The organism is Roseicella frigidaeris (assembly GCF_003258945.1).
Classification (GTDB): domain Bacteria; phylum Pseudomonadota; class Alphaproteobacteria; order Acetobacterales; family Acetobacteraceae; genus Paracraurococcus; species Paracraurococcus frigidaeris.
The window spans coordinates 153581-179245 of record NZ_QLIX01000002.1 but is presented as its reverse complement, the minus strand read 5'-3'; the positions used below and the strand labels follow the sequence as shown (position 1 = coordinate 179245).

Here is a 25665-nt window from a genome sequence, read left to right as displayed (position 1 = left end):
CAGAATGAGAGAGGACGGGCCGGCGTTCCATCCCGAACGCCGGCCCGCCATGCAGCGTGTCCTTGCCAGCCCGGCGGCTTGCGGCCCTGGCCGCGCCGCCTGGCCGTCAGCCGGCCCGGTTGCCGTCGTCCTCGTTGGCCTGGACGATCGTCTCCAGGCTCTCGGTGTCGAGGCCGGCGGTCGGGCTGGACTGCGCATCGGCCAGCACCGGCTCGCCCTCGGTCAGGTCCGGCGCCAGCTCGGGGGCCAACTCAGGGGCCAGTTCGGAGGTCAGCTCGGGCTCGACCGGCAGCTCCTCGGTGGCGCCGAGATCGACGCCGCTGGCCTGTAGCTCGGCCGAGATGCCGTCGAAGACCGCGCCGGCGACCATGTCGCAATAGAGGTTGATGGCGCGGATCGCGTCGTCATTGCCCGGGATCGGGAAGGCGACGCCCTGCGGATCGGCGTTGGAATCGACCACGGCGACGACCGGGATGCCGAGCTTGTTGGCCTCCTCGATCGCCAGCTTCTCCTTCACCACGTCGATGACGAAGATGATGTCGGGCAGGCCGCCCATCTCCTTGATGCCGCCGAGGGCGCGGTCGAGCTTCTCCTTCTCGCGCGTCAGCATCAGGACCTCTTTCTTGGTGAGGCCCTGGACGTTGCCGGAGAGCTGGTCCTCCATCTGCTTCAGGCGCTTGATGGAGCCGGTGATCGTCTTCCAGTTGGTCAGCATGCCGCCGAGCCAGCGGTGGTTGACGTAATACTGGCCGCAGCGGGTCGCCGCCTCGGCCACATACTCGGCCGCCGCCTTCTTGGTGCCGACGAAGAGGACGCGGCCGCCGGCGGCCACGACGTCGCGGACGGCGCGCAGCGCGCGGTCCATCATCGGGACGGTCTGCTGCAGGTCCAGGATATGGACCTGGTTGCGCACGCCGAAGATGTAGGGGGCCATGCGCGGGTTCCAGCGCCGCGTATGGTGGCCGAAATGCACGCCCGCCTCGAGCAGGGCGCGCAGGGTGACCTGGGGCATCGCCATCGGCGAAATCCTTCCAATCAGTCCGGTTGAGCCTCCGCGGCGCCTTCCCGGATGTCTCCCGGGACCGGACCCGACCGATAGGGAAGGGTGCGCCGCGTGCGGATTTGCCGCCGCGGGCTTCCCCACGGCAGCGGCGGGGATATGGCATGCGGCCAGCCCCGGGGCAAGACGGCCGCGGCGCCGGCCGGACGGTCCCGCCCGGCCCCGGACCGGTCATTGCGCCGTCCGTCTGCGGCGACGCGCGGCGGCCTCCCGGGGCGCGCCTAGACCGTTTCGACCTCGGCGATGCCCGGCACCACCCGCATCTGCTGGACGAGCCGCGGCGAGACGTTGAAGCCGCCGGGCAGGGCCAGCTCCACCTCCTGTCCCTGGCCGGTGCGCGCCACCACCACCACGCGGCCGCGGCCGCGGCCCTCCTTCGCCAGCAGGTCGCGGATCACCGGCACCCCGGCCTCGCCCTCGAGCCAGAGGCGGATGCCCTGCCCCACCTGCTGCGCCGCCTTCTCCAGCCCCTCGAACTCCTGCGCCGTGAGCCGCAGCATCTCGCCATCCAGCCGCGCCTCGGCGGTGCAGAGCACCGCCGTGCCCTCGGCCAGCAGCTCGCGCGAGCGGGAGAGCACCTCGGAGAAGAGGGTGACCTCGTAGCTGCCGGCGGCGTCCGAGAGGGTGACCCAGGCCATGCGGCTGCCGGTCCGGGTCGGCCGCTCCTTGCTGGCGACCACCGTCCCGGCCAGCTTCAGCCGCGCCGCGCCGGCCCGGGCGCGCTCCGAGATCCGCGCCGAGGGGGTGACGCCCAGGCGTTGCAGCACGGATTTGTAGGTGTCGAGCGGATGCGCCGAGAGGTGGAAGCCGACCGCCTCCGCCTCGAAGGCGAGCTTCTCGAGCTGCGGCCAGTCCGGGATCTCGGCGATCCGCAGCGGCTCGGGCCGCGAGCCGGCGCCGCCGAAGAGGGCGATCTGGGCGCTGACCCGCTCCTCCGCCGCGGCCTGGGCGCGGCGGAGGATCACCTCCGCCCCGCCGACCAGCTTGGCGCGGTTGCGCTCCAGGCTGTCGAAGGCGCCGGCCTTGGCCAAGTTCTCGATCTGCATCTTGTTGAGCAGCTTCGGATCGACCCGGTGGGCGAACTCGGCGATGGAGCCGAAGGGCCCCTTGGCGTCGCGCGCCCGCACCAGGTCGCGCATGGCCTGGGCGCCGACGCGCTTGACCGCGGCGAGGGCGAAGCGGATGGCCGGCTTGCCCTCCTCCGTCGCCTCGACCAGGAACTCGGCGCCCGAGCGGTTCACGTCCGGCGGCAGGACGGGGATGCCGAGCCGGCTCGCCTCCTGCATGTGGTTCGCCAGCTTCTCGGTCTTGTCGAGATCGAGCGTCATGGAGGCGGCGAGGAAGGCGACCGGGTGGTTCGCCTTCAGCCAGGCGGTCTGGTAGGAGACCAGCGCATAGGCGGCGGCGTGCGACTTGTTGAAGCCGTACTCCGCGAACTTCGCCATCATGTCGAAGATCTCGGTCGCCTTGGCGGGCTCGATGCCGTTCCGCACCGCGCCCTCGGTGAAGATGGCGCGCTGCTGCTCCATCTCCTTGGCGATCTTCTTGCCCATGGCGCGGCGCAGCAGGTCGGCGCCGCCGAGCGAATAGCCCGCCAGCTCCTGGCTGATCTGCATCACCTGCTCCTGGTAGACCATGATGCCGAAGGTCTCCTCCAGGATGGGGTGGATCTTCGGGTGCGGGCTCTCCCAGGGCTCGCCATGCTTGCGCTGGCAATAGGCGGGGATGTTCGCCATCGGGCCGGGACGGTAGAGCGAGACGGCGGCGATCAGGTCCTCGAAGCGGTCGACGCGCATCTGCCGCAGGCAGTCCCGCATGCCCGCGCCTTCGAACTGGAACACCCCGGCGGCGTCGCCGCGGCGCAGCATCTCGTAGGTCTTGCGGTCGTCGAGCGGGATGGCGTTGATGTCGACCTCGATCCCCTGCCCCTTCAGGATCTCGAGCGCCTTCTGGATCACCGTCAGCGTCTTCAGGCCGAGGAAGTCGAACTTCACCAGGCTGGCCTGCTCGACATATTTCATCGAGTACTGGGTGATCAGCATCTCCGAGCGCGGGTCGCGGTAGAGCGGCACGATCTCGATCAGCGGCTTGCGGCCGATGACGACGCCGGCGGCATGGGTGCTGGCGTTGCGGTAGAGGCCCTCGAGCTGGTTGGCGATCTCGAGCAGCCGCGCCACCTGCTCGTCGGAGTCGCGCATCTGCTGCAGCCGCGGCTCCTCCTCGATGGCCTGGGCGAGGCTGATCGGCTTGGCGGGGTTGAAGGGGATCAGCGAGGCGATGCGGTCCACCTGCCCATAGGGCATGCCGAGCACGCGGCCGACATCGCGCACCGCCGCCTTGGCCTGCAGCTTGCCGAAGGTGATGATCTGCGCGACGCGATCGGCGCCGTATTCGCGGCGGACGTAGTTGATGACCTCGTCGCGCCGGTCCTGGCAGAAATCGATGTCGAAATCCGGCATCGAGACGCGCTCGGGGTTGAGGAAGCGCTCGAAGAGCAGGCCGAAGCGCATCGGGTCGAGATCGGTGATGGTGAGCGCCCAGGCGGCCACCGAGCCGGCGCCGGAGCCGCGGCCGGGCCCGACCGGGATGTCCTGCCGCTTCGCCCACTGGATGAAGTCGGCGACGATGAGGAAATAGCCCGAGAAGCCCATCTGCTCGATGACGCCGAGCTCGTAGTCGAGCCGCTCGCGGTAGGGCGCGCGCGCCGCCTCCGGCATCTGCGTCGCATCCAGCCGCGCCTCGAGGCCGCGCACCGCCATGTCGCGCACCGTCTCGGCCTCGGTCATGCCCGGCTGCACCTTGGGGCAGACCGGCAGCTCGGGCTTCTTGGTCTCGACCATCACCGCGCAGCGGCGGGCGATGGCCAGGGTGTTGTCGCAGGCCTCCGGCAGATCGGCGAAGATCGCCCGCATGGCATCCGCCGGCTTGAACCAGTGCTCGGCGGTGACGCGGCGCCGGTCCTCCTCGGCCAGGGTCCGGCTCTCGGCGATGCAGAGCAGCGCGTCATGCGCCTCGTGCATCCCGGGCGCGGCGAAATAGACGTCGTTGGCGGCGACGATCGGCAGGGCCAGCTCGTCGGCCAGCGCCAGCATCGCCGGCTCGATCGCCTTCTCGACCGGCAAGCCGTGGCGGTTCAGCTCCACCGCCAGCCGATCCGGGAAGGCGGCGGCGAGGCGGCGCAGCAGCGCCTCGGCCGGGGCGCGCCGCCCCTCGGCGAGCAGCCGGCCGATCGGGCCGAAGGTGCCGCCGGTCAGCAGGAAGATGCCCTCGGCATGCTCCTCCAGCGTCGTCAGCCGCAGGCAGGGCCGGCCGGAGGCATCGCCCGCCAGGAAGCCGCGGGAGGAGAGGCGCTGCAGGTTGTCGAGCCCCCGCGCATCCATGGCCAGCGCCACGATCGGGTCCGGCGGCAGCCGCTCCGCCTCCGGCCGCTCGTCGCTCGCCGTGCGGCTGAGGAAGAGCTGGCAGCCCATGACCGGCTGCACCCCCTTGCCGGCGCAGGCCTGGGAGAATTCCAGCCCGCCGAAGAGGTTGGCGCTGTCGGTCAGCGCCACGGCGGGCATGCCGGCCGCCTTCGCCAGGGCGGCGAGCTTCTCCGCCTTGATGGCCCCCTCGGAGAGTGAATAGCTGGAATGGGTGTGGAGATGGACGAAGCTGCCGCCGGCCGAGTCGGTCATGCCCGGCAGGGTAGCATGCCCGGCCGCCTGCCGGCACACTCGCCCGATGCCGGATGACCAGCGCCGCGGGGATCGCCGCACCATCGCCGCCGGCGTGCTCGCCATGGCGCTGTTCAGCGGCAATTTCGCCTCGACGCGGCATGGGCTGGCGCATGGCCTCTCGCTCGCCGACCTGCTGCTGCTGCGCTCCGCCACCGCCGGGCTGCTGATGGGCGGGCTGCTCTGGCGCATCGGCCTCGGCGGGCTGTCGCTGCCGCGGGCGGCGGTGCTCGCCCTGCTCGCCGGCGCCCCCTACTACCTGCTGACCGTCGCGGCGCTGCAATTCGCGCCGGCGACGCATGCCTCCATCCTCAATCCCGGCGCGACGGTTCTCTTCGCGCCCCTGCTAGGCTGGTGGATGCTGCGGCAGGCGCCGGAGATCGGGGTACGGCTGGGCCTCGGCATCCTCGGCGCCGGGCTGCTGCTGATCGGCGGCGCCTCCCTCGCCCAGGGCGCCGGCAGGGCCTGGATCGGCGACCTGCTGCTGCTGGCGAGCGGCTTCACCTGGGCGCTCTTCGGCGTGCTGATGCGGCGCTGGCAGGTATCCGGCACCCGGGCCGCGGCGGCCGCCGGCGCCGTCTCGCTGGCCTGGGTGCCGCTGCACCTGCTGTTGCTCGGGCCGGGCGGCGTGCCGGACCACCCGGGCGAGGCGCTGCTGCAGGCCGTCTATCAGGGGCTGATCGCCGGCGGCATCGCGGTGGTGCTCTACAGCCGGGCGGTGGCGCTGCTCGGCCCGGCCCGCGGCGCGCTGCTGCCGCCGCTGGTCCCGGCGCTCGGCGTCTTCTGGGCTTGGCTACTGCTGGGCGAGCCGGTGACGGCGCCGCAGCTCGCGGGCATGGCGCTCGTCATCCTCGGCATGCTCTGCGGCGCGCTGTGGCGGCCGGGTGCCGTGCGCCGGCGCACGGACGCCGCTTCGAAGCCTGCCTGAAGCCCGGCCGCCCTGCCTGGACCGCCGTCAGGGTCGTCCGCGATGCCGGCGGATCTCGTCCAGGCGGAAGGCCGGCGTCCGTGCCGCCCACGCGGCGTCGGATGGTCGCTCGGGCCGGCATGGGGACGGGATTCGCGCAGCGGCGCCGCGAATCGGAGGGCCGTGGCGCGGCAACGCTCCGCCCCGCACGCCGCCTTCTCCTTTGCACGGCAATCGGAGGGCCTGCAATTTTTTATTCTGAATTTACAATATTATGGGGAATGGTTGATGCTGGCATCGCCTTCTGGTTGCTTCGATGACCAGGAAAATCCCGGATCAAGCCGGGACGCCAACCGCCTGTCGCGTGATGGGGTATCCAGACGATGTTGTACAATTATTCCGAGATCAACCGGCTGAAAGGCATCGTTTGGGGATATCGGCTATCCCGCGACCGGATCGGCCGCCTCTGCGACGCCGATGCCGTCATGCGCGGCCCGCTGGGCCAGGACGCGCTGCGGCTTGGCATAGGGGCCGCAGCTTACCATGAGATGGTCAGGTCGTCGTGGCACTACGATGATGAGGAGCCTCTGCTGTCGATCGATGGCATCGACTGTCTGCTCCGTCGTCGGGCCGAAGCCCGGGCCTGGGCCGAATGCGCGGCCTCGGATCCCAGGCCGGAGGGCGGTCATCAGCAACCCCAAACCCATGACTATCGCAAGTATCGATTTTCCCAACTGCTCGAGGCGGAGTTTGCCTCGATCTATCTCGCTCCCGGCGATGATGGCACGATACGGACGCCGGATGTAAAACTCCTCGTCGATCAGATCAAATGCGAGGACTTTGGCGCCGCACTCTATAGATATGATGATCCTATCGGCTTCGGCGACGAGTTCTTATGCAGCCCGCTCGGCCAGGACGCGCTGCGGCTTGGCGTGGGATGGTTGGTCTACCGGCTTGTCAAATCGACTGGACCCGTTGATTCCCACGGGGATCCGACGGGGTTGTTGATGCGAGATCGTATCACACGCTCCTTTCATGATACCCTGGCTAGCCGTGACGGTATGCGGGCGCATTTTTCGGACCTGTTGCAAACGGTGGGTCGCCATACTGACCCCGAATATGTCGAAATGGAGAATATTTTTTACCGTTTGATCGACATTGATGGACGAATAGAGAAATCGCTCGCCGCGACCTATCTTGCCCCGAATGCCAGTCCGCACATTGAATCCGCTTGGCTTGAAAAGCAGGTGCAAGCTTCTTTCGGCCGTACGCGGAGACCCTTGGCGCTGTGACTTCTTGCTTGCGGTGGATGCTGCTCAGCAGGCTCCAACCTGTTGTTTCCGCAATGTCGTCACCCGAAAGCGACATCCGAAGGACTTCGGGATCAGGCCATTACGGGCGCTGTGTCGCCACCCGCCCCTCGCGCAGCGTCACCACCCGGTCCATGCGCGCCGCCAGCTCCGGGTTATGGGTGGCGATCAGCGCGGCGAGGCCCTGGCCGCGCACCGCCTGCAGCAGCTCCTCGAAGACCCGGTTGGCCGTGCCGAGGTCGAGATTGCCGGTCGGCTCATCGGCGAGGAGGATCTGCGGCCGGTTGGCCAGCGCCCGGGCGATCGCCACGCGCTGCTGCTCGCCGCCGGAGAGGCGGCCCGGGCGGTGATGCTCCCGCCCCTCGAGCCCAAAGCTCGCCAGCAGCGCCCGCGCCCGCTGCCGCGCCGCGCCGCGGGCGGTGCCGGCGGCAAGCTGCGGCAGCAGCACGTTCTCCTCCGCGGTGAACTCCGGCAGCAGGTGGTGGAACTGGTAGACGAAGCCGATGGCGGTGCGGCGGATCGCCGTCCGCGCATCGTCCGAGAGGGTGCCGGCGGCGCGACCGGCGACGAAGACCTCGCCGGCATCCGGCCGCTCCAGCAGCCCGGCCAGATGCAGCAGCGTCGACTTGCCGGTGCCAGAGGGCGCGACCAGCGCCACGATCTCGCCCGCCGCGAGGGAGAGCTCGGCGCCGCGCAGCACCGGCAGCTCGCCCGCCTCCGTGCGGAAGCGCCGCTCCACCGCGGCCAGGCGCAGGGCCGGCGCCGCCTCACTCATCGCGCAACGCCTCCACCGGGTCGAGCCGCGCCGCCCGCCAGCTCGGCAGCAGCGTGGCGAGCAGGGAGAGGGCGAGCCCGAGCCCGACCACCTGCGCCACCTCGAGCGGATCGACCACGGCCGGGATGCGGGTCAGGAAATACACGTTCGGATCGAAGACCGTGGTGCCGGTGAGCTGCATGAGGAATTGCCGGATCGCCTCGATATTGGCGCAGAAGAGCAGGCCGAGGCCGAGGCCGGCCAGCGTGCCGGCCCCGCCGATGGCGGCGCCGCAGAGCAGGAAGATGCGCAGGATGGCGCCGCGCCGCGCCCCCATGGTGCGGAGGATGGCGATGTCCCGCCCCTTGTCCTTCACCAGCATGGTCAGCGAGGAGACGATGTTGAAGGCGGCGACCAGGATGATGAGGGTGAGGATGAGGAACATCACGTTCCGTTGCACCTGCACGAGCTGGAAGAAGCCGCTATTGGCATCCTGCCAGTCGGCGATGCGGATCGGCTCGGAGGCCAGCGCCCGGCGGATGGCGAGCGCCGCCTCGGCCGACCGGTCGGCCTGCCGCAGATGCACCTCGATCTGGCTGACCGCCCCCGGCATCTGGAAGAAGAGCTGCGCCGCGGCGAGGGGGAGGAAGACGAAGCCGCTGTCGTATTCCTGCATCCCGACCTCGAACAGGGCGACGATGCGATAGGCGCGGAGCCGCGGCACGGTGCCGAAGACCGTCACCCGCCCCTGCGGCGAGACCAGCGTCACCCGGTCGCCGACCCCGACATCCAGCCGCCGCGCCAGGCCGGTGCCGATGACGACCGCATCCTCGCCGCCGAATTGCGCCAGGCTGCCGGCGGCGATGGTGTCGGCGATGATCCGCCGCGCCCGCAGGTCCTCGGGCGCGATGCCGCGCACCAGCCCGCCGGCGGAGGCGCCGGCATCGGTGGTCAGCAGCACCTGCCCCTCCACCACCGCCGCGGCCTGGGCCACCTCCGGCAGGGCGCGGATGCGGGCGACGAGGGCCGGGTCGTCCGGCAGCCGCCCCTGGGCGGCGGTGATGCCGAGATGCCCGTTCAGGCCGAGGATGCGGCCGAGCAATTCCTGGCGGAAGCCGCCCATCACCGAGAGCACGACGATCAGCGTGGCGATGCCGAGCGCGATGCCGACGAGCGAGAAGCCGGCGATGACGGAGACGAAGCGCTCGCCCTTGCGGGCGGACAGGTAGCGCGCCGCGACCGCGCGCTCGAAGCCGCCGAAGCGGCCGGCCTCAGCCATGGCGGAGCGCCCGGGCCGGATCGATGCGGGCCGCCCGCCAGCTCGGATAGAGCGTCGCCAGCAGCGAGAGGCCGAGTCCCATGGCGAGGACGAGGACGACCTCGCGCGGATCGACCACGGCGGGAAGCTGGGTGAGGAAGAGCAGCTCCGGCCGGAAGAAGGGCGTGCCCTCCAGCGCCAGCAGCGCCGCGCGCAGCCCGTCGAAATTGCTGGCGATGCCGAGCCCGAGCAGGAAGCCGATCAGCGTGCCGCCGCAGCCGACCGTCGCGCCGCAGAGCAGGAAGATGCGCAGGATGGCGCCCTGCCGCGCCCCCATGGTGCGGAGGATGGCGATGTCCCGCCCCTTGTCCTTCACCAGCATGGTGAGCGAGGAGATGATGTTGAAGGCGGCGACCAGGATGACGAGGGTGAGGATGAGGAACATCACGTTCCGCTCCACCACCACCGCGGCGTAGATGCTGCTGTTGGCGCCCTGCCAGTCGGTGACGCGGTAGGGCTGGCGGGCCAGCAGCCGCCGCACCGCCTCCGTCACCGGCGCCACCTGGTCGGGATCGGCGACGAAGAGCTCCACCTGGCTCGCCGCCTGCTCCAGCCCGAAGAAGGCCTGCGCCGCCGCGAGCGGGATGAAGACCTCGCGGCCGTCATATTCCGGCATGCCGATATCGAAGAGGCCGACGATGCGGAAGGCGCGCTGCTTCGGCGCCACGCTGAAATCGGCGCCGCGCGCCTGCGGCAGCACCAGCGTCACCTGGTCGCCGAGCCGGAGCCCCATGCGGGCGGCGAGGCGGAGCCCGAGCACGGCGGTGTCGTCGCCGCCGAAGCCCTCCAGGCTGCCGAGGCGGAGGCCGCGGGCGATGACGCCCCGCGCGCGCAGCGCCTCCGGGGCGATGCCGCGCACCGCCCCGCCCGCGGCCCCGCCCTGCTGGCCGGTGAGGAGAACCTGGCCCTCGATGGTCGGCACCGCCTGCGCCACCCCGGGCAGGGCGGCCAGCCGCGCCGCCAGCGTCTCGTACGCCGCGAGGCTGCGCCCGCTCGCCGGATGCACCGTCAGATGCCCGTTCAAGCCGATGATCCGGGCGATGAGGTCCTGCCGGAAGCCGTTCATCACCGCCATGACGATGATGAGCGCGGCGACGCCGAGGGCGATGCCGAGCAGCGAGAAGGCGGCCGTGATGGAGACGAAGCGCTCCCCCTTGCGGGCGCGCAGGTAGCGCCAGGCCAGCATGCGCTCGAAGGGCCCGAACATCGGGGCGATGCTCAGCCGCCCCGGATGCGCGCGATGGCGTCCTCGAGCGAGAGCTCCGCCCGCTCGCCGGTCGCCCGGCGCTTCAGCTCCACCCGCCCCGCCGCGGCGCCGCGCGGGCCGATGATGGCCTGCCAGGGATAGCCCATGAGGTCGGCATCGGCGAATTTCACGCCGGCGCGGTCCTCGCGGTCATCGTAGACGGCATCGGGATCGAAGGCGGCGTAGAGCCGCTCGGCGAGCGCGTCGGCGCCGGCATCGCCGGGCTTCAGGTTCAGCACCGCCAGGCGGAAGGGGGCGACCGGCTCGGGCCAGCGGATCCCCTGCTCGTCGTGGTTCGCCTCGATGATGGCGCCGACGAGGCGGGAGACGCCGATGCCGTAGCTGCCCATCTCGGGCGTGACCATCTTGCCGTCCGGGCCGCTCACCTGCAGCCCCATCGGCGCGCTGTACTTGGTGCCGAAATAGAAGATGTGGCCGATTTCGATCCCCCGCGCCGAAACCTGGTCGGCCGCGGGGATGGCGGCCCAGGCGGCCGCGTCGTGCTTCTCGTCGGTCGCGGCGTAGCGGCTGGTCCAGAAATCGACGATGGGCGAGAGGTCGCCGTCATAATCGACGGTCTGCGACAGCACGTCGAAGGCCAGCAGGTCCCGGTGCAGGTAGACCTGGCTCTCGCCGGTCTCGGCGAGGATGAGGAATTCGTGGCTGAGATCGCCGCCGATCGGGCCGGTATCGGCCTGCATCGGGATGGCCTTCAGCCCCATGCGGGCGAAGGTGCGGAGATAGGCGACGAACATGCGCTGGTAGCTGCGCCGCGCCCCGGCATAGTCGAGATCGAAGGAATAGGCGTCCTTCATCAGGAATTCGCGGCCTCGCATGACGCCGAAGCGCGGGCGGATCTCGTCGCGGAACTTCCACTGGATGTGGTAGAGGTTGCGCGGCAGGTCGCGGTAGCTCTTCGCATAGCTGCGGAAGATGTCGGTGACCATCTCCTCGTTGGTCGGGCCGTAGAGCATCTCCCGCTCGTGCCGGTCCTTCAGCCGCAGCATCTCCGGGCCATAGGCGTCGTGTCGGCCGGACTGCTTCCAGAGATCGGCCGGCTGGATGGTCGGCATCAGGATTTCCTGGGCGCCGGTGGCATCCTGCTCCTCGCGGACGATCTGCTCGACCTTCTGCAGCACCCGCCAGCCGAGCGGCAGCCAGACATAGATGCCGGCGCTGGTCTGCCGGACCATGCCGGCGCGCAGCATGAGCCGGTGCGAGGCGATCTGCGCCTCGGCCGGGGTTTCCTTCAGCGTCGGCAGGAAGGCGCGGGACAGGCGCAAGGCGAACTCCTGGGATCGGCGGTCTCGGGCTCTCCTTTAGACCGGAATCGTCCGGACGGGGATGGGCCCGGCGCCGATCCCGGGAAAGCCCGCGGGTCATGGGCGCGGTCGCAATTATATGTCTCGGCGCACCGGGCCTGCGCATGAAGACCAACGCAACAGGCTCGGTTTCCGTATTTTTCGCCTTGGCCTCGGCGCCCCGGTGCTATAGACAAAAAAAGGGCCGCGCCCGACGGCACGGCCCGAGTTTAGGGAGGAAACGCCAGTCACACGGCAGAGAGAGGACCAACCCTCTCTCTGACGCTATGGTGACGCGGATAGCGAACGCCGGACAATGGCAAAGGCTGCGGGAAAAGCGGAAAAAGAAGGCGGTCGTGCGCGGTTTGCGTAATGCATGGGCACAAAGCGCCCTGCTCCAGCCTCCTCGCCTATTTATCGGGCATCGCCCACCAGCCGGACCGGAAGCTGATCCAGTCGCTTTCGATCAGCGCGAAGACCGCGAGCCAGAGAATCGCCGAAACCAGGGTCGTGATGACCACCTTGCGCAGCAGCTGCGGCCGCTGCGGCACCCCGCGCCAGCCGGTCTGCTCATCGCCCTCCGGATTCGGCTGGGTGCCGATTGGCAACACGGCAAAGAGCGCGACCCACCAGATCAGCAGGTAGACGACGACGCCGGAGAACCAGCCCATGATGTCCTCGGATGGAATTGGGGGGTGGAGACAGAGGCGAGGCAGTCCGCCGCGCCGGCGGGGCGGCGGGGCCCGCCCCGACCACGGTCCGCTCGCTCGCCTCGGCGGCCGCCGCTCCGAGCCCCCGCCCTCGAGGGACGGTCCGATGGCCCCTCGGACCTGAGGGGGACTCACCGAAGGCGTGACTCACGCGGCCCGATACCACGCCAGACCATGGTCCGCGAACCGGAGGGAGCGGATGATGGCCTGGCGCGGATCCCGTTCGAGTGGAACCACGCGAACGGGTGACGACGCCTAGAGCAGATCCCGATCGGGTGGACCCACCTGATCGGGTGACGATGCTCTGAAAACAGGAGCCTAGGGCGCTTCCCGTGAACCGGTGTTCACGGGAAGCGCCCTAGACCCGCAACAGATGCACCTCGACATTCGGCCGCTTGCGCAGCCGGCGCCCGACGGATTTCCGCAGGACGGCCCGGGCCGCCTCGCGCAGCGAGTCATCCTCGCGGCGGAGGGCGCTCGGCAGCTCGCCAAGGGCGCGGGAGAGCTCCTGGGCAAGCTGCGCCCCGATCCCCTCCTCGCCGTCGAGCAGGCCGGGGGCCGAGACCTGCGGCGTGCCCAGCACCCGCCCCGCCTCGTCCACCGCGAGCGAGGCCATGACGACCCCGTTGAAGAGCATCCGCTTGCGGGCAGCGAGGACATGGCCGCTGATCGGCAGCAAGCGGCCATTGTCGACGGCAAGGCGCCCGGTCGGCACCCCCTCCACCACATCCGGCCGGTCCGGCGACAGGCGCAGCACGTCGCCATCCTCGACCAGGATCGGGGTGGCCTGCAGCGACTTCGCCAGGGCGGCATGTTCCGACAGGTGCCGCCACTCGCCATGCACGGGCACCGCATAGCGCGGCTTCACCATCTGGTAGAGCCGCCGCAGCTCGTCCCGCGCCGGATGCCCGGAGACATGCACCATGTGGTCGTCGGCGGTCATCACCCGGCAGCCACGCCGGGCGAGCTGGTCCTGCAGCAGCAGGATGCCGCGCTCGTTGCCGGGAATCATACGCGAGGAGAAGATGACCGTGTCGCCCTCGCCGAGCGCGATGTTGGGATGCGTGTCGGCGGCGATCTTCGAGAGCGCCGAGCGCGGCTCCCCCTGGCTGCCGGTGCAGATGATGAGCAGGTTGTCGTCGGGGATGTAGCCCGCATCCTCCTCCGCCAGATAGGCGGGGATGTCGGTCAGGTAGCCGCATTCGCGGGCCGCCGCCTCGGCATTGCGTAGCGAGCGGCCGAAGAGCGCGACCTGGCGGCCGGCGGCCATGGCGGCCCGGGTGATGCTCTCGACCCGGGCGACGTTGGTGGCGAAGCAACTCACCGCCACCCGGCCGCGCAGCCCGCGGATGATGGCCGTGAGGTTCCGCCGCACCTCCGCCTCGGAGCCGGAATGCCCCTCGACCAGCGCATTGGTCGAATCGCAGACCATGGCGAGGACGCCCTCCTCGCCGAGCCGGGCGAAGGCCGCCTCGTCGGTCGGCGCGCCGATCAGCGGATCGGGGTCGAGCTTCCAGTCGCCGGTATGCAGGACGATGCCGTGCCGGGTGCGGATGGCGACGGCCTGGGCCTCGGGCACGGAATGCGCCACCCGCAGGAATTCCAGGTCGAAGGGGCCGAGCGTCAGCCGGGCCCCGAGCGGCAGGGTGTTGATCCGCGCCTCGCCGAGCAGCCCCGCCTCGCCGAGCTTCCGCCGCAGCACGGCGGAGACGAAGGGCCCGGCATAGAGCGGGCAGCGCAATTGCGGCCAGAGATGCGCGACGGCCCCGACATGGTCCTCATGCGCATGCGTGATGACCAGCCCAACCAGCCGGTCGCGCCGCTCGGCCAGCCAGACCGGATCGGGCACCATGATGTCGATCTCGGGATGTTCCGGCCCGCCGAAGCCGATGCCGCAATCGATGGCAAGCAACGCGCCGTCGCACCGGTAGACATTCAGGTTCATGCCGATCTCGCCGGTGCCGCCGAGCGGAATGAATGCCAAATCACCGGCCGGATCGGGTCCGGCCGTCGTTACATACTCGTCCATGTCGTACCAGGGCTGCACCGAACCCGGCCGGGATCGGTCTCACCCTTCCTTTGCCATTGCAAGCGCGATTCGGGTCCCGGCCCGGGCCATGCCCGGTGGGGTCGGGAGCCGGATCGCGCTCAGAGGGAGTCGCGATAGTCGGTCTTTTGCAATTTGGGGACCGGATTGCGTTCCGCCAACAGGCGAAGCCCCTCGAGGGTGATGTCGGGGTCGATCTTCTCGATGATGGTGGTGCCCTCGGCGAAGAGCGGCGCCAGGCCGCCGGTCGCCACCACCTTCAGATGCGCCTCGTATTCGGCCTGGATCCGGCCGATGATGCCCTCGATCAGCCCGACATAGCCCCAGAAGATGCCCGATTGCATCGCCGCCACCGTGTCGCGGCCGATCACCGCCTGCGGTCGGCCGATGCCGATCCGGGGCAGCCGCGCCGCCGCCTTGTGCAGCGCCTCCAGCGAAAGATTGATGCCGGGGGCGATGACGCCGCCCAGATAGGCGCCATCCGCATCGACCACGTCGAAGGTCGTCGCGGTACCGAAATCGATGACCACCAGCGGGCCGCGGTAATGGTGGTGCGAGGCCAGGGCGTTCAGCAGGCGGTCGGCGCCGACCTCCTGCGGCCGCTCGACGCGGATCTCGAAACCCCAGTCGACCGCCGCCCGCGCGATCAGCGGCTCGACGTTGAACCACTCGCGGGCGAGGCGGCGCAGGTTGTAGAGGGCCGCCGGCACCACCGTGCCGATGACGCAACGGTCGATCTCGGCGACCTTCAGCCCGCTATGCTGCAGCAGCGCCATGAGCCAGACGGCGTATTCGTCCGAGGTCCGGTCGGCCCGGGTGGCGATCCGCCAGCGGCCGCGCCATTCGGTGCCGTCATGGACGGCGAAGACGACATTGGTGTTCCCGGCGTCGATGGCGAGCAGCATCGTCTAGACGTTCCCCTGGGCGTTCCCTCGGGCGTTCCCCCGATCATTCCCCTGGGACAGGATCTCGCCGGCCGGAATCGCCTGCCGCCTGCCCCCGATCTCGAGCAGCAGGCTGCCATCCTCCGCAAGCCCCGCGAAGCCCCCCGGTTGCGGCAGGCCCCGCACCGTGATCGCCTCCCCTGCCCCCGGCCCGAAGCGCAGCCAGGCGGCGCGCACCGGGGCGAAGCCGCCCTCGCGCTGCACGCTCACCCAGTGGCCGAGGCGCTGCAGCAGCCGCGCGGCGAAGCGCTCCGGCGTCTCCACGCCGCCGAGGGTCGCGGTCGGCCGGTCCGGCAGCGCCGGGGCATGGGCGAGGTTCACGCCGAAGCCGAGCCCGAGCCAGGCGATGCCCCCCGTGGCGGTGAGCGCGCTCTCGACCAGGATGCCGGCGGCCTTGGCGCCGCCGACCAGCAGGTCGTTCGGCCATTTCAGCCGCACCGCCGCGGGATCGGCCAGCACGGCGCCGGCCGCCTCGGCGAGCGCGACCGCCGCCAGCAGGCTCCATTGCGGCGCCTCGCGGGCCGGGCTAGCCGGGCGCAGCAGGACCGACAGGTAGAGATTGCCCGGCGGCGAGGCCCAGCCGCGCCCGGCCCGGCCGCGCCCCGCCAGTTGTTCCCCGGCCAGGATCGCCAGGCCCTCGGCCGCGCCGGACTCGGCCCGGGCGGCGAGGAGATCGGCCGTGCTCGGCAGCGCGACGTGGCGCTCGAGGCGCCAGGCGACCGGCGCCGCCGGCCCCTCGCCTCCGCCGCTCACCCCAGCAGCGCCGCCGCCGCGGCCTGCGCCGCCGCCAGCATGGGGGCGGGCCAGAGCGCGAAGAAGACGGTGAAGAGGCCGGTGCCCGCCATCACAAGGGTGAGGCTCGACGGCGCCCGATCGAGCGAGCCCGCCGGCGCATCGAAATACATCACCTTGACGATGCGCAGGTAGTAGTAGGCCGAGACCACGCTGGTCAGCACGCCGACCACGGCGAGGGTCCAGAAGCCGGCCTGCACCGCGGCGAGGAAGACGTAGAGCTTGCCGAAGAAGCCGGCGAGCGGCGGGATGCCGGCCATGGAGAACATGAAGACCGCCATCCACATCGCAGTCACCGGATCGGTGCGGCCGAGCCCGGCGAGGTCGCCGATGCCCTCCACCGCCCGGCCCTGCCGGCGCATCGAGACCAGCACCGCGAAGGTGCCGAGATTCATGAAGACGTAGATGGCCATGTAGACCAGCAGGCCGCGCAGGCCGATATCGGTGCCGACCGCGAGGCCCATCAGCGCATAGCCGACATGGCCGATGGAGGAATAGGCCATCAGCCGCTTCAGGTTGCGCTGGCCGATCGCGGCAAAGGCGCCGAAGATCATCGAGCCGAGCGAGACCAGGGTGATGACCTGCGACCACTGCGCCACGAGGTCGCCGAAGGGGCCGAGCAGGACGCGGGCGAGCAGCGCGATGGCCGCGACCTTCGGCGCCGAGGCGAAGAAGGCGGTCACCGGCGTCGGCGCCCCTTCATAGACATCGGGCGTCCACATGTGGAAGGGCACCGCCGAGACCTTGAAGGCGAGGCCGGCGATGATGAAGACGATGCCGACCACGACGCCGGGCGAGACGCTCTCGAGCACCGAGAAGGCCTCGCCGAGCCGGTCGAAATTCGTCGTGCCGGCGAAGCCGTAGACTAGGCTGGTGCCGTAGAGCAGCAGGCCGGAGGCGAGGGCGCCGAGGACGAAATACTTCAGCCCCGCCTCGGCCGAGCGGCCGCTGTCGCGGTTGAAGGCGGCGATGACGTAGAGCGGCAGGGAGAGCAGCTCGAGCCCCAGATAGAGCGAGAGCAGGTCGTTGGCCGAGATCATGACCATCATGCCGAGCGTGGCGAAGAGCATGAGGATCGGGAACTCGAAGCGGGCCAGCCCCTCCTTCTCGTTGTAGTCGAGCGCGAGAAGGATGCCGACCGCGGCGGCGGCGATCGCCAGGAACTTCATGAAGCCCGAGAAGGCGTCCGAGACATAGTGGCCGGAGAGCGCGGTGCCCTCCCCCTGGCCGAGCACCAGCACCGCCGTCAGCAGCAGCGCGCCGACGCAGGCCATGGAGACGGGGAAGAAGGTGTCGCGCTTCGGGATGACGCCCGCGGCGAGGATGACGAGCCCGGACACGGCCAGGACCAGTTCCGGGAGGGCGAGGGTCCAGATCATCGGCTTACATCCCGGCGAGGCGGGCGGCGCCGAGCGCCGCCTCGTGGCGCTGCACCAGGGCGGCGACCGAGACCTCGAAGAAGGACAGGAAGGACTGCGGATAGACGCCCATCCAGAGGGTCAGCAGGATGAGCGGCGCGAAGATCGCGTATTCCCGCGGGCTGAGATCGAGCAGCGCCCGCAGGTCCTCGCGGGTGATCCGGCCGAAGCTGACCCGGCGATAGAGGTAGAGCATGTAGGCCGCGCCGAGCACCATGCCGAGCGCCGCGCCGAAGGCGACCCAGGGATTGACCGCCCAGGCGCCGACGATGACCAGGAACTCGCCGACGAAATTGGCCAGCCCCGGCAGGCCGATCGAGGCCATGGTGAAGAGCATGAAGACCATGGCGTAGGAGGGCATGATCTGGGCGACGCCGCCGTAGCGAAGGATCTCGCGGCTATGGACCCGGTCGTAGAGCACGCCGACGCAGAGGAAGAGCGCGCCGGAGACCACGCCATGGGCGAGCATGGTGTAGAGCGCGCCCGAGAGCCCCTGCTGGTTGAAGGTGAAGATGCCGATCGTGACGATGCCCATATGGGCGACCGAGGAATAGGCGATCAGCTTCTTCATGTCCTCCTGCGCCAGCGCCACCAGCGAGGTGTAGACCACGGCGACGACCGAGAGGACGAAGATCAGCGGCGCGAACTCGGCCGAGGCCTCGGGCAGCAGCGGCAGGCTGAAGCGGAGGAAGCCATAGGCGCCCATCTTCAGCAGCACGCCCGCCAGGATCACCGAGCCCGCGGTCGGCGCCTCGACATGCGCGTCCGGCAGCCAGGTATGCACCGGCCACATCGGCACCTTCACCGCGAAGGAGGCGAGGAAGGCGAAGAAGATCCAGGTCTGCGCCGCGCGGGGCACCACCTGTTCGAACAGCTCCGGGATGTCGGTCGTGCCGGCATTGTACCAGAGATAGAGGATGGCCAGCAGCATCAGCACGCTGCCGAGCAGGGTGTAGAGGAAGAACTTGAAGGCGGCGTAGACCCGCCGCGGCCCGCCCCAGACCCCGATGATGAGGAACATCGGGATCAGCACCGCCTCGAAGAAGACGTAGAAGATGATGAAGTCGAGGGCGCAGAACATGCCCACCATCATCGTCTCGAGGATCAGGAAGGCGATCATATACTCGCGGACGCGGGTCCCGATCGCCTCCCAGGAGGCGAGGATGCAGAGCGGCGTCAGCGCGGTCGACAGCAGGACGAAGAGCACCGAGATGCCGTCCACGCCCATATGGTAGCCGACGCCGAACTCGGGCAGCCAGGCAAGCCGCTCCTCGAACTGGAAGGCGGCCGTGCCCGGGTCGAACCGGACCCAGAGGATCAGGCTGAGCAGCAGGACGATGAGACTGGTCCAGAGCGCGATCCAGCGCGCGTTCCGGGCGATGACCGCATCCTCGCCCCGCACGGACATGATGATGCCCGCGCCCACCAGCGGCAGGAAGGTGATGAGCGAGAGCAGCGGGAAGCCGACGGCGTTCATTCTCAGCCCACGAACAGGAAGAGGGAGACGAAGACGACGAGGCCGATGATCATGGCGAAGGCGTAGTTCGCCACCCGCCCCGTCTGCAGGCGCACCGCGCCGCGCGAGACCTCGACCGCGAGGCTGGCGGTGCCGTTCGGCATGCCGTCGATGATCTGCTCGTCGCCGACCTTCCAGAAGAGGCGCCCCAGCCGGCGCGCCGGCCGCACGAAGATCGCGTCGTACAGCTCGTCGAAATACCACTTCTTCAGCAGGAAGCCGTAGAGGCCGCCCGGGTTGGGCTCGGTCTGCTGCTCCGCGCCCTCGGCCGGGACGAGCGGCAGGCTGCGGACCATCTCCGGCCGTGCGCTGAGCATCCGGGCGAGACGCGTCGGCAGGGCCGGCATGGCCATGTACAGCGCATAGGCCAGCGCGATGCCGCCGACCGCCAGCACCGTCGGCGCCAGCGGCACCCAGTGCGGCACCTCGTGCATGGCGTGCAGGATGTGGTTGTGCGGGCCGTTGAAGAGCGCCCCGTGCCAGAACTCGTGCGCATGCTCGCCGATGAAGAGCGGCGCGAAGATGTAGCCGGTCAGGACGGCGCCGGCCGCCAGCAGGATCAGCGGGATCAGCATGACGAGCGGGCTTTCATGCACATGCTCCATCACGTGATGATCCGCCCGCGCCTCGCCGTGGAAGGTGAGGATCAGCAACCGCCAGGAGTAGAAGGCGGTGAGGAAGGCGGCCGCCATGCCGAGCACCCAGGCATAGGCGCCGACGCCGCTGCCGGCCGCATAGGCCGCTTCCAGGATCGCGTCCTTCGAGTAGTAGCCGGCGAAGAAGGGGATGCCGGCCAGCGCCAGGTTGCCGATCCACATCACCGCATAGGTGACCGGGATCTTGGTCCAGATGCCGCCCATGCGGCGCATGTCCTGCTCGTCGGACATGGCGTGGATGACGCTGCCGGCGCCGAGGAAGAGCAGCGCCTTGAAGAAGGCATGGGTGAAGAGGTGGAACATCGCCACCTGGTAGGCCCCGACCCCGGCGGCGAAGAACATGTAGCCGAGCTGAGAGCAGGTGGAATAGGCGATCACCCGCTTGATGTCGTTCTGCACGCAGCCGATGGTCGCGGCGAAGAAGGCGGTGCTGGCGCCGACGACCGTCACGATGGACAGCGCCACCGGCGCGTATTCCATCAACGGCGACATGCGGCAGACGAGGAAGACGCCCGCCGTCACCATGGTCGCGGCGTGGATCAGCGCCGAGACCGGCGTCGGGCCCTCCATCGCATCCGGCAGCCAGGTGTGCAGGCCGAGCTGCGCCGACTTGCCGCAGGCGCCGAGGAAGAGCAGCACGCCGATCAGCTCGATCGCCGGGATGCCGAGGAAGCGGTCGCCCACATGCGCCTCGACCGCCGGGAAGATGGTGTCGAACTCGATGCTGCCGAAGACGTAGAAGGTCAGCGCCATGCCGAGCATGAAGGAGACGTCGCCGACGCGGTTGACGATGAAGGCCTTCATCGCCGCGCGGTTCGCGCTCTCGCGGTCGTACCAGTAGCCGATCAGCAGGTAGCTTGCGAGGCCGACGCCCTCCCAGCCGAAGAAGAGCTGCGCCAGGTTGTCCGCCGTCACCAGCATCAGCATCATGAAGGTGAAGAGCGAGAGGTAGGCGAAGAAGCGGGCCGGCGTCGCGTCATGCGACATGTAGCCGACCGAGTAGAGATGGATCAGGGTCGAGATGAAGGTGACCATCGCCACCATGACGACCGAGAGCGTGTCGTAGCACAGCGCCCAGGAGACCTCGAGCCCGCCGACATCGATCCAGGTCCAGATCGGCTGCACCAGAGGCTGCCCGCCGAGCGCGACCTGCCCGAAGGCGGCGATGCCGCAGACCGCCGCCAGCACCATGCAGACCACGGTAGACCACTGCGCCGCGCGGTCGCCGATCCAGCGGCCGAAGAAGCCGCTGATGCAGGCCCCGAGCAGGGGGAAGAAGATGGCACCGACATACATGGGCTCAGCCCTTCAGGGTCGAGATGTCTTCGACCTCGATGCTGCCGCGGTTGCGGAAGTAGATGACGACGATGGCGAGGCCGATCGCGGCCTCCGCGGCGGCGACGGTGAGGACGAACATCGCGAAGACCTGCCCGGTCAGGTCGTCCAGCCAGGCGGAGAAGGCCACGAAATTCAGGTTCACCGAGAGCAGGATAAGCTCGACGCTCATCAGGATGACGATGACGTTCTTCCGGTTCACGAAGATGCCGAAGATGCCGAGCACGAGCAGGATCGCGCCGACCGTCAGGTAATGGGCGAGGCCGATCTCCATCTCAGTGATGCCCCCCATGGCCATGGTGGCCGGCGTCATGCGCCACCTTGGGCGCCTCCGCCTCGGGCTCCGGCGGCCGGCGGATGCCGAGCTCCTTCACGCCGGCGCCGACCGGCACCGTCTCGAGGCTGATGCTGCCGCTGCGGGCCACCTGCGCGCCAATATTCTGGCGCCGCGTCCCCGGACGCTCCCGGTGGGTCAGCACGATGGCGCCGATCATGGCGACCAGCAGGACAAGGCCCGCCGCCTGGAAGAGATAGACATAGTCCGTGTAGATGATCCGTCCGATCGCCTCGGCATTGGTCAGGCCGCCGCCCGGGTTGGGCGAGAGCCGCAGGTCATCGGCCTGGTCGGCGAAGGACCAGGTGCCGAGGACGAGGACCAGCTCGAGGAAGAGGATGCCGCCGATCACCGCCCCGATCGGCGCGTAGCGCTGGAAGCCCTCGCGCAGCCGCGCGAAGTCGATGTCGAGCATCATCACGACGAAGAGGAAGAGCACCGCGACGGCGCCGACATAGACGATGACCAGGATCATCGCCAGTAACTCCGCGCCGGCGATGAGGAACAGCGCCGCCGCGTTGAAGAAGGCGAGGATCAGGAAGAGGACGCTGTGCACGGGGTTGCGCGCCGTCACCACCATGGTGGCGGAGGCGATCAGGATCGCGGCGAAGAAATAGAAGGCGAGCGCGGCGATCATCGCATGCCTCCAGGCCGTTGCAGCGTCATGGCATCGTCCGGTCCGTGGCGCCACTGGCGGCGCATGAATCAGGGAGCGGGCCGCTCGCGGCGGCCCGGGGAAACTCAGCGGTAGGGCGCATCCAGCTCGAGGCGCTTGGCGATCTCCGCCTCCCAGCGGTCGCCGTTCGAGAGCAGCTTCTCCTTGTCGTAGAGCAGCTCCTCGCGCGTCTCGGTGGTGAACTCCAGATTGGGCCCCTCGACGATGGCATCGACCGGGCAGGCCTCCTCGCACATCCCGCAATAGATGCACTTCACCATGTCGATGTCGTAGCGGGTGGTGCGGCGGCTGCCATCCCCCCGCGGCTCGGCCTCGATGGTGATGGCCTGGGCCGGGCAGACCGCCTCGCAGAGCTTGCAGGCGATGCAGCGTTCCTCGCCATTCGGATAGCGGCGCAGCGCATGCTCGCCCTTGAAGCGGGGCGAGATCGGGCCCTTCTCATAGGGGTAGTTGATCGTCACCTTCGGCTTGAAGAAGTACTTCAGCGTCAGCGCCATGCCGGCGACGAGCTCGGAGAGGAGCAGGCTGCGCGCGGCGCGATCGAGAGTGGCCATCGTCGTCGATCCTTATGCCGGCAGCCAGCCGGCCAGCTTGAGCACCGCCGCCGTCAGCACCAGCCAGACCAGGCTGAAGGGCAGGAACACCTTCCAGCCGAGCCGCATGAGCTGGTCGTAGCGATAGCGCGGGAAGGTGGCGCGAACCCAGATGAAGGTGAAGAGGCAAAGGCAGATCTTCAGCGCGAACCAGACCGGCCCGGGGATCCAGGTGAAGGGCTCCACCGCCAGCGGCGGCAGCCAGCCACCGAGGAACAGGATCGTCGTCAGCGCGGACATGAGGATCATGTTCGCGTATTCGCCGAGGAAGAAGAGGGCGAAGGACATCGAGGAGTATTCGACGAAGAACCCCGCGACCAGCTCGCTCTCGCCCTCGGGCAGGTCGAAGGGCGCCCGGTTCGTCTCCGCCAGCGTGCTGATGAAGAAGATCACGAACATCGGGAAGAGCGGCAGGAAGAACCACACCGTCTCCTGCGCCTTGACGATGGCCGTCAGGTTCAGCGAGCCGACGCACATCAGCACGGTCACGATGACGAAGCCCATCGAGACCTCGTAGCTGACCATCTGCGCCGCCGAGCGCAGCGCGCCGAGGAAGGCGTATTTCGAGTTCGAGGCCCAGCCGGCGATGATGATGCCGTAGACGCCGAGCGAGGAGATGGCGAAGAGGTAGAGGATGCCGACATTGATGTCGGCGATCGCCCAGCCCTCGTTCACCGGGATCACCGCCCAGGCCAGCATCGCCAGCATGAAGGTGAGCATCGGCGCGAAGAGGAAGAGGTAGCGATTCGCGCCCGAGGGCACGATCGTCTCCTTCATCAGCATCTTCAGCGCATCGGCGAAGGGCTGCAGCAGGCCGAAGGGCCCGACGACGTTCGGCCCCTTGCGGAGCTGCATCGCCGCCAGGACCTTGCGCTCGGCATAGGTCAGGTAGGCGACGGCGATCAACACAGGCACCAGCAGCGCCAGGGTCTGCGCCAGGGTGATCGCCAGGATGCCGACCGGCGTGGCGAGGAAGCCGTCCATCGCCCCTACTCCGCCGCCAGCCGGATCTGCGCGGCGCCATAGACCCGCGCGCATTCGGCCATGGTCTCGGAGGCGCGGCTGATCGCCTCGGCCTGCCAGTAACTGCCGGGCACCGGCGCGAAGCCGGCATCGGCCACGGCGGCGGCGTCGCCCGCCGGCCCCGTCCTCTCCGTGCAGCCATGCGGCGCGAAGCCGCGCCCCGCGAAGACGGGATTGGCCTCGGCGAGCCGCGCCCGCACCGCCTCGAGCGTGTCATAGGGCAGCCGATGGCCGAGCACCTCGGAGGCGGCGCGGATGATCTTCCAGTCCTCGCGCGCCTCGCCCGGCGGGTAGACCGCGAGCCGCCCATGCTGGACGCGGCCCTCGGTGTTCACCCAGGTCGCGTCCTTCTCGGTATAGGCGGCGCCGGGCAGGATCACGTCGGCCCGCGCCGCCGCCGCCTCGCCATGATGGCCCTGATAGATGACGAAGGCGCCGGCCGGGATCGCCGCCGTGTCGATCTCGGCGCCGAGCAGCCACAGCGCCTCGATCGAGGGCGAGATCGCCGCGCCGCCCTCGGGCGGCAGGAAGCCGAGATCGAGCGGCGCCACCTGGCCGCCGAACTGGTGCAGCAGGTTGAAGCCGTGCCAGTCGGGCTGCAGCATGTTGTGCTCGGCGGCCACCTTCCAGGCGGCGGCGAGGATCGCGGCGCCGTCCGGCCGGCGCAGCGCGCCGCGGCCGAGGATCAGCATCGGGCGCTTGGCCGCGCGCAGCACCTCGTTGAAGCGATGCTCGCCGCCGACCAGGGCGCGGAGCGTCGCGCCCCCCTCCCCCAGCCAGTCATGCCCATAGGTGAGGGCGAGGCCACGCGGGCCGAGGAAGCCGACCGGGAAGCCGCCGGCGATCACCCGCTTGCGGATGCGCGCATTCAGCACCGGCGCCTCGAGCCGCGGATTGGCGCCGACGATCAGCAGCGCATCCGCCTCCTCGATGCCGGCGATGCCGGTGTTGAAGGTGTAGAAGTCGCGCCGCGAGGCATCGATGGCCGCGCCATCCACCCGGCATTCCAGGTTCCGGCTGCCGAGCGCGCCCATCAGGTCCTTCAGCGCGACGATCGCCTCGGCATCGACGAGATCGCCGACGACGGCGCCGATGCGCTCGCCCGGCAGGCCCTTCAGCCGCGCCGCGACGGCGCCGAGCGCCTCGCTCCAGCTCGTCGGCCGCAGCTTCCCATCCACCTTGATCCAAGGCCGGTCGAGCCGGCGCCGCTTCAGCCCGTCGAAGGAGAAGCGGCCGCGATCGGCCATCCACTCCTCGTTCACGTCGTCATTGGTGCGCGGCAGGATGCGCAGCACCTCGCCGGCGCGGGTGTCGATGCGGATATTGGTGCCGGTCGCGTCGAGCACGTCGATGCTGTCGGTCTTGCGCAGCTCCCAGGGCCGCGAGACGAAGGCATAGGGCCGCGAGGTCAGCGCGCCGACCGGGCAGATATCGATCAGGTTGCCCGAAAGCTCGGTGGTCAGCGCCTTCTCGACATAGGTGCCGATTTCCATGTTCTCGCCGCGATTGGTCGCGCCGAGCTCCGGCACGCCCGCCACCTCGGTCGCGAAGCGCACGCAGCGCGTGCACTGGATGCAGCGGGTCATGATGGTCTTGACCAGCGGCCCCATATACTTGTCTTTGACCGCCCGCTTCTCCTCGAGGTAGCGGCTCTTGTCGAGGCCATAGGCCACGGCCTGGTCTTGCAGGTCGCACTCGCCGCCCTGGTCGCAGATCGGGCAGTCCAGCGGGTGGTTGATGAGCAGGAATTCCATCACCCCGCGGCGGCCCTTGCGGACCATCTCGCTGTCGGTGAACACCTTCATGCCGTCGGCGACCGGATAGGCGCAGGAGGCGATGGGCTTTGGCGCCTTCTCCACCTCGACCAGGCACATGCGGCAATTGCCGGCGACCGAGAGGCGCTCATGATAGCAGAAGCGCGGGATCTCCTTCCCCGCCGCCTCGCAGGCCTGCAGGACGGAGACGCCGTTCGGCACCTCCACCTCGATGCCGTCGACCGTGACCTTCGCCAT

General features: G+C 69.5%; 20 protein-coding genes. 2 read left to right on the top strand and 18 right to left on the bottom strand.

Annotated elements, in window-relative coordinates:
• Nucleotides 1-106: 106 nt before the first annotated feature.
• Together rpsB and dnaE are read right to left on the bottom strand one after the other, a co-directional pair.
• Complete coding sequence (gene rpsB, locus DOO78_RS03725; RefSeq protein ID WP_111468386.1) at nucleotides 107-1018, bottom strand: 30S ribosomal protein S2; 912 nt, start codon at nucleotides 1016-1018, stop codon at nucleotides 107-109.
• Between the two features lie 263 nt (nucleotides 1019-1281).
• Nucleotides 1282-4734, bottom strand: a complete 3453-nt coding sequence (dnaE, locus tag DOO78_RS03720) for a DNA polymerase III subunit alpha (protein WP_111468709.1) — start codon at nucleotides 4732-4734, stop codon at nucleotides 1282-1284.
• A gap of 46 nt (nucleotides 4735-4780) precedes the next feature.
• Here dnaE and DOO78_RS03715 point away from each other — a divergent pair, with 46 nt between their 5' ends.
• Both DOO78_RS03715 and DOO78_RS03710 read left to right on the top strand, forming a co-directional pair.
• Nucleotides 4781-5701: a DMT family transporter gene (locus DOO78_RS03715; RefSeq protein ID WP_165838702.1), complete on the top strand. Its 921-nt coding sequence runs from the start codon at nucleotides 4781-4783 to the stop codon at nucleotides 5699-5701.
• A 362-nt stretch (nucleotides 5702-6063) separates the two neighbouring features.
• A complete protein-coding gene (locus DOO78_RS03710) occupies nucleotides 6064-6972 on the top strand; it encodes a hypothetical protein (protein ID WP_111468384.1) in 909 nt (302 codons plus the stop codon).
• Nucleotides 6973-7072: 100 nt separating this feature from the next.
• On the opposite strand, the gene DOO78_RS03705 is transcribed toward DOO78_RS03710, so the two are convergent.
• From DOO78_RS03705 to nuoG, 16 genes are all read right to left on the bottom strand, one after another.
• Nucleotides 7073-7765, bottom strand: coding sequence for an ABC transporter ATP-binding protein (locus tag DOO78_RS03705; RefSeq protein ID WP_111468383.1), 693 nt, complete (start codon nucleotides 7763-7765; stop codon nucleotides 7073-7075).
• Entirely contained in the window at nucleotides 7758-9023 is a 1266-nt protein-coding gene (locus DOO78_RS03700; protein ID WP_111468382.1) for a lipoprotein-releasing ABC transporter permease subunit, read from the bottom strand. Before DOO78_RS03700 ends, DOO78_RS03705 begins: the two co-directional genes overlap by 8 nt.
• Entirely contained in the window at nucleotides 9016-10269 is a 1254-nt protein-coding gene (locus DOO78_RS03695; RefSeq protein WP_111468381.1) for a lipoprotein-releasing ABC transporter permease subunit, read from the bottom strand. Before DOO78_RS03695 ends, DOO78_RS03700 begins: the two co-directional genes overlap by 8 nt.
• Nucleotides 10270-10280: 11 nt before the next feature.
• Nucleotides 10281-11591 (bottom strand): proline--tRNA ligase, encoded by a 1311-nt coding sequence (proS, locus tag DOO78_RS03690; protein WP_111468380.1) that lies wholly within the window; start codon nucleotides 11589-11591, stop codon nucleotides 10281-10283.
• Between the two features lie 428 nt (nucleotides 11592-12019).
• The gene (locus DOO78_RS03685) at nucleotides 12020-12280 is read right to left on the bottom strand and encodes a DUF1467 family protein (protein WP_111468379.1); all 261 of its coding nucleotides are present in this window, start codon (nucleotides 12278-12280) and stop codon (nucleotides 12020-12022) included.
• Between the two features lie 397 nt (nucleotides 12281-12677).
• The gene (locus DOO78_RS03680; RefSeq protein ID WP_111468708.1) at nucleotides 12678-14348 is read right to left on the bottom strand and encodes a ribonuclease J; all 1671 of its coding nucleotides are present in this window, start codon (nucleotides 14346-14348) and stop codon (nucleotides 12678-12680) included.
• 119 nt (nucleotides 14349-14467) lie between these two features.
• Complete coding sequence (locus DOO78_RS03675; protein ID WP_111468378.1) at nucleotides 14468-15271, bottom strand: type III pantothenate kinase; 804 nt, start codon at nucleotides 15269-15271, stop codon at nucleotides 14468-14470.
• A gap of 3 nt (nucleotides 15272-15274) precedes the next feature.
• The gene (locus DOO78_RS03670; RefSeq protein WP_111468377.1) at nucleotides 15275-16063 is read right to left on the bottom strand and encodes a biotin--[acetyl-CoA-carboxylase] ligase; all 789 of its coding nucleotides are present in this window, start codon (nucleotides 16061-16063) and stop codon (nucleotides 15275-15277) included.
• The gene (gene nuoN / locus DOO78_RS03665) at nucleotides 16060-17481 is read right to left on the bottom strand and encodes an NADH-quinone oxidoreductase subunit NuoN (RefSeq protein ID WP_111468376.1); all 1422 of its coding nucleotides are present in this window, start codon (nucleotides 17479-17481) and stop codon (nucleotides 16060-16062) included. The genes DOO78_RS03670 and nuoN overlap by 4 nt, the downstream gene beginning before the upstream one ends.
• Before the next feature lie 4 nt (nucleotides 17482-17485).
• Nucleotides 17486-18997 carry an NADH-quinone oxidoreductase subunit M gene (locus DOO78_RS03660; RefSeq protein WP_111468375.1) on the bottom strand — a complete coding sequence of 504 codons (1512 nt, stop codon included), beginning with the start codon at nucleotides 18995-18997 and terminating at the stop codon, nucleotides 17486-17488.
• 2 nt (nucleotides 18998-18999) lie between these two features.
• Nucleotides 19000-20988 carry an NADH-quinone oxidoreductase subunit L gene (nuoL, locus tag DOO78_RS03655; RefSeq protein WP_111468374.1) on the bottom strand — a complete coding sequence of 663 codons (1989 nt, stop codon included), beginning with the start codon at nucleotides 20986-20988 and terminating at the stop codon, nucleotides 19000-19002.
• Between the two features lie 4 nt (nucleotides 20989-20992).
• On the bottom strand, nucleotides 20993-21319 hold the full coding sequence (gene nuoK / locus DOO78_RS03650; RefSeq protein ID WP_456308981.1) for an NADH-quinone oxidoreductase subunit NuoK: 327 nt from the start codon (nucleotides 21317-21319) through the stop codon (nucleotides 20993-20995).
• Nucleotides 21303-21998 carry an NADH-quinone oxidoreductase subunit J gene (locus DOO78_RS03645; protein ID WP_111468372.1) on the bottom strand — a complete coding sequence of 232 codons (696 nt, stop codon included), beginning with the start codon at nucleotides 21996-21998 and terminating at the stop codon, nucleotides 21303-21305. The genes nuoK and DOO78_RS03645 overlap by 17 nt, the downstream gene beginning before the upstream one ends.
• 104 nt (nucleotides 21999-22102) lie before the next feature.
• The gene (gene nuoI, locus DOO78_RS03640; protein WP_111468371.1) at nucleotides 22103-22591 is read right to left on the bottom strand and encodes an NADH-quinone oxidoreductase subunit NuoI; all 489 of its coding nucleotides are present in this window, start codon (nucleotides 22589-22591) and stop codon (nucleotides 22103-22105) included.
• Nucleotides 22592-22603: 12 nt separating this feature from the next.
• Nucleotides 22604-23614, bottom strand: a complete 1011-nt coding sequence (gene nuoH, locus DOO78_RS03635; RefSeq protein WP_111468370.1) for an NADH-quinone oxidoreductase subunit NuoH — start codon at nucleotides 23612-23614, stop codon at nucleotides 22604-22606.
• Between the two features lie 5 nt (nucleotides 23615-23619).
• Complete coding sequence (nuoG, locus tag DOO78_RS03630) at nucleotides 23620-25665, bottom strand: NADH-quinone oxidoreductase subunit NuoG (protein ID WP_111468369.1); 2046 nt, start codon at nucleotides 25663-25665, stop codon at nucleotides 23620-23622.

Excerpts from the sequence above, each read along its gene's own strand:
- dnaE (WP_111468709.1), bottom strand. The coding sequence starts at position 4,734 with ATGACCGACTCGGCCGGCGGCAGCTTCGTCCATCTCCACACCCATTCC.
- DOO78_RS03705 (WP_111468383.1), bottom strand. The coding sequence starts at position 7,765 with ATGAGTGAGGCGGCGCCGGCCCTGCGCCTGGCCGCGGTGGAGCGGCGC.
- DOO78_RS03660 (WP_111468375.1), bottom strand. The coding sequence starts at position 18,997 with ATGAACGCCGTCGGCTTCCCGCTGCTCTCGCTCATCACCTTCCTGCCG.
- DOO78_RS03710 (WP_111468384.1), top strand. The coding sequence starts at position 6,064 with ATGTTGTACAATTATTCCGAGATCAACCGGCTGAAAGGCATCGTTTGG.
- nuoI (WP_111468371.1), bottom strand. The coding sequence starts at position 22,591 with ATGGCCACTCTCGATCGCGCCGCGCGCAGCCTGCTCCTCTCCGAGCTC.
- nuoL (WP_111468374.1), bottom strand. The coding sequence starts at position 20,988 with ATGTATGTCGGTGCCATCTTCTTCCCCCTGCTCGGGGCCTGCATCAGC.
- nuoG (WP_111468369.1), bottom strand. The coding sequence starts at position 25,665 with ATGGCGAAGGTCACGGTCGACGGCATCGAGGTGGAGGTGCCGAACGGC.
- DOO78_RS03685 (WP_111468379.1), bottom strand. The coding sequence starts at position 12,280 with ATGGGCTGGTTCTCCGGCGTCGTCGTCTACCTGCTGATCTGGTGGGTC.
- DOO78_RS03645 (WP_111468372.1), bottom strand. The coding sequence starts at position 21,998 with ATGATCGCCGCGCTCGCCTTCTATTTCTTCGCCGCGATCCTGATCGCC.
- DOO78_RS03715 (WP_165838702.1), top strand. The coding sequence starts at position 4,781 with ATGCCGGATGACCAGCGCCGCGGGGATCGCCGCACCATCGCCGCCGGC.
- nuoH (WP_111468370.1), bottom strand. The coding sequence starts at position 23,614 with ATGGACGGCTTCCTCGCCACGCCGGTCGGCATCCTGGCGATCACCCTG.
- DOO78_RS03700 (WP_111468382.1), bottom strand. The coding sequence starts at position 9,023 with ATGGCTGAGGCCGGCCGCTTCGGCGGCTTCGAGCGCGCGGTCGCGGCG.
- DOO78_RS03695 (WP_111468381.1), bottom strand. The coding sequence starts at position 10,269 with ATGTTCGGGCCCTTCGAGCGCATGCTGGCCTGGCGCTACCTGCGCGCC.
- nuoK (WP_456308981.1), bottom strand. The coding sequence starts at position 21,319 with ATGGGGGGCATCACTGAGATGGAGATCGGCCTCGCCCATTACCTGACG.
- DOO78_RS03680 (WP_111468708.1), bottom strand. The coding sequence starts at position 14,348 with ATGGACGAGTATGTAACGACGGCCGGACCCGATCCGGCCGGTGATTTG.
- DOO78_RS03675 (WP_111468378.1), bottom strand. The coding sequence starts at position 15,271 with ATGCTGCTCGCCATCGACGCCGGGAACACCAATGTCGTCTTCGCCGTC.
- nuoN (WP_111468376.1), bottom strand. The coding sequence starts at position 17,481 with ATGATCTGGACCCTCGCCCTCCCGGAACTGGTCCTGGCCGTGTCCGGG.
- rpsB (WP_111468386.1), bottom strand. The coding sequence starts at position 1,018 with ATGGCGATGCCCCAGGTCACCCTGCGCGCCCTGCTCGAGGCGGGCGTG.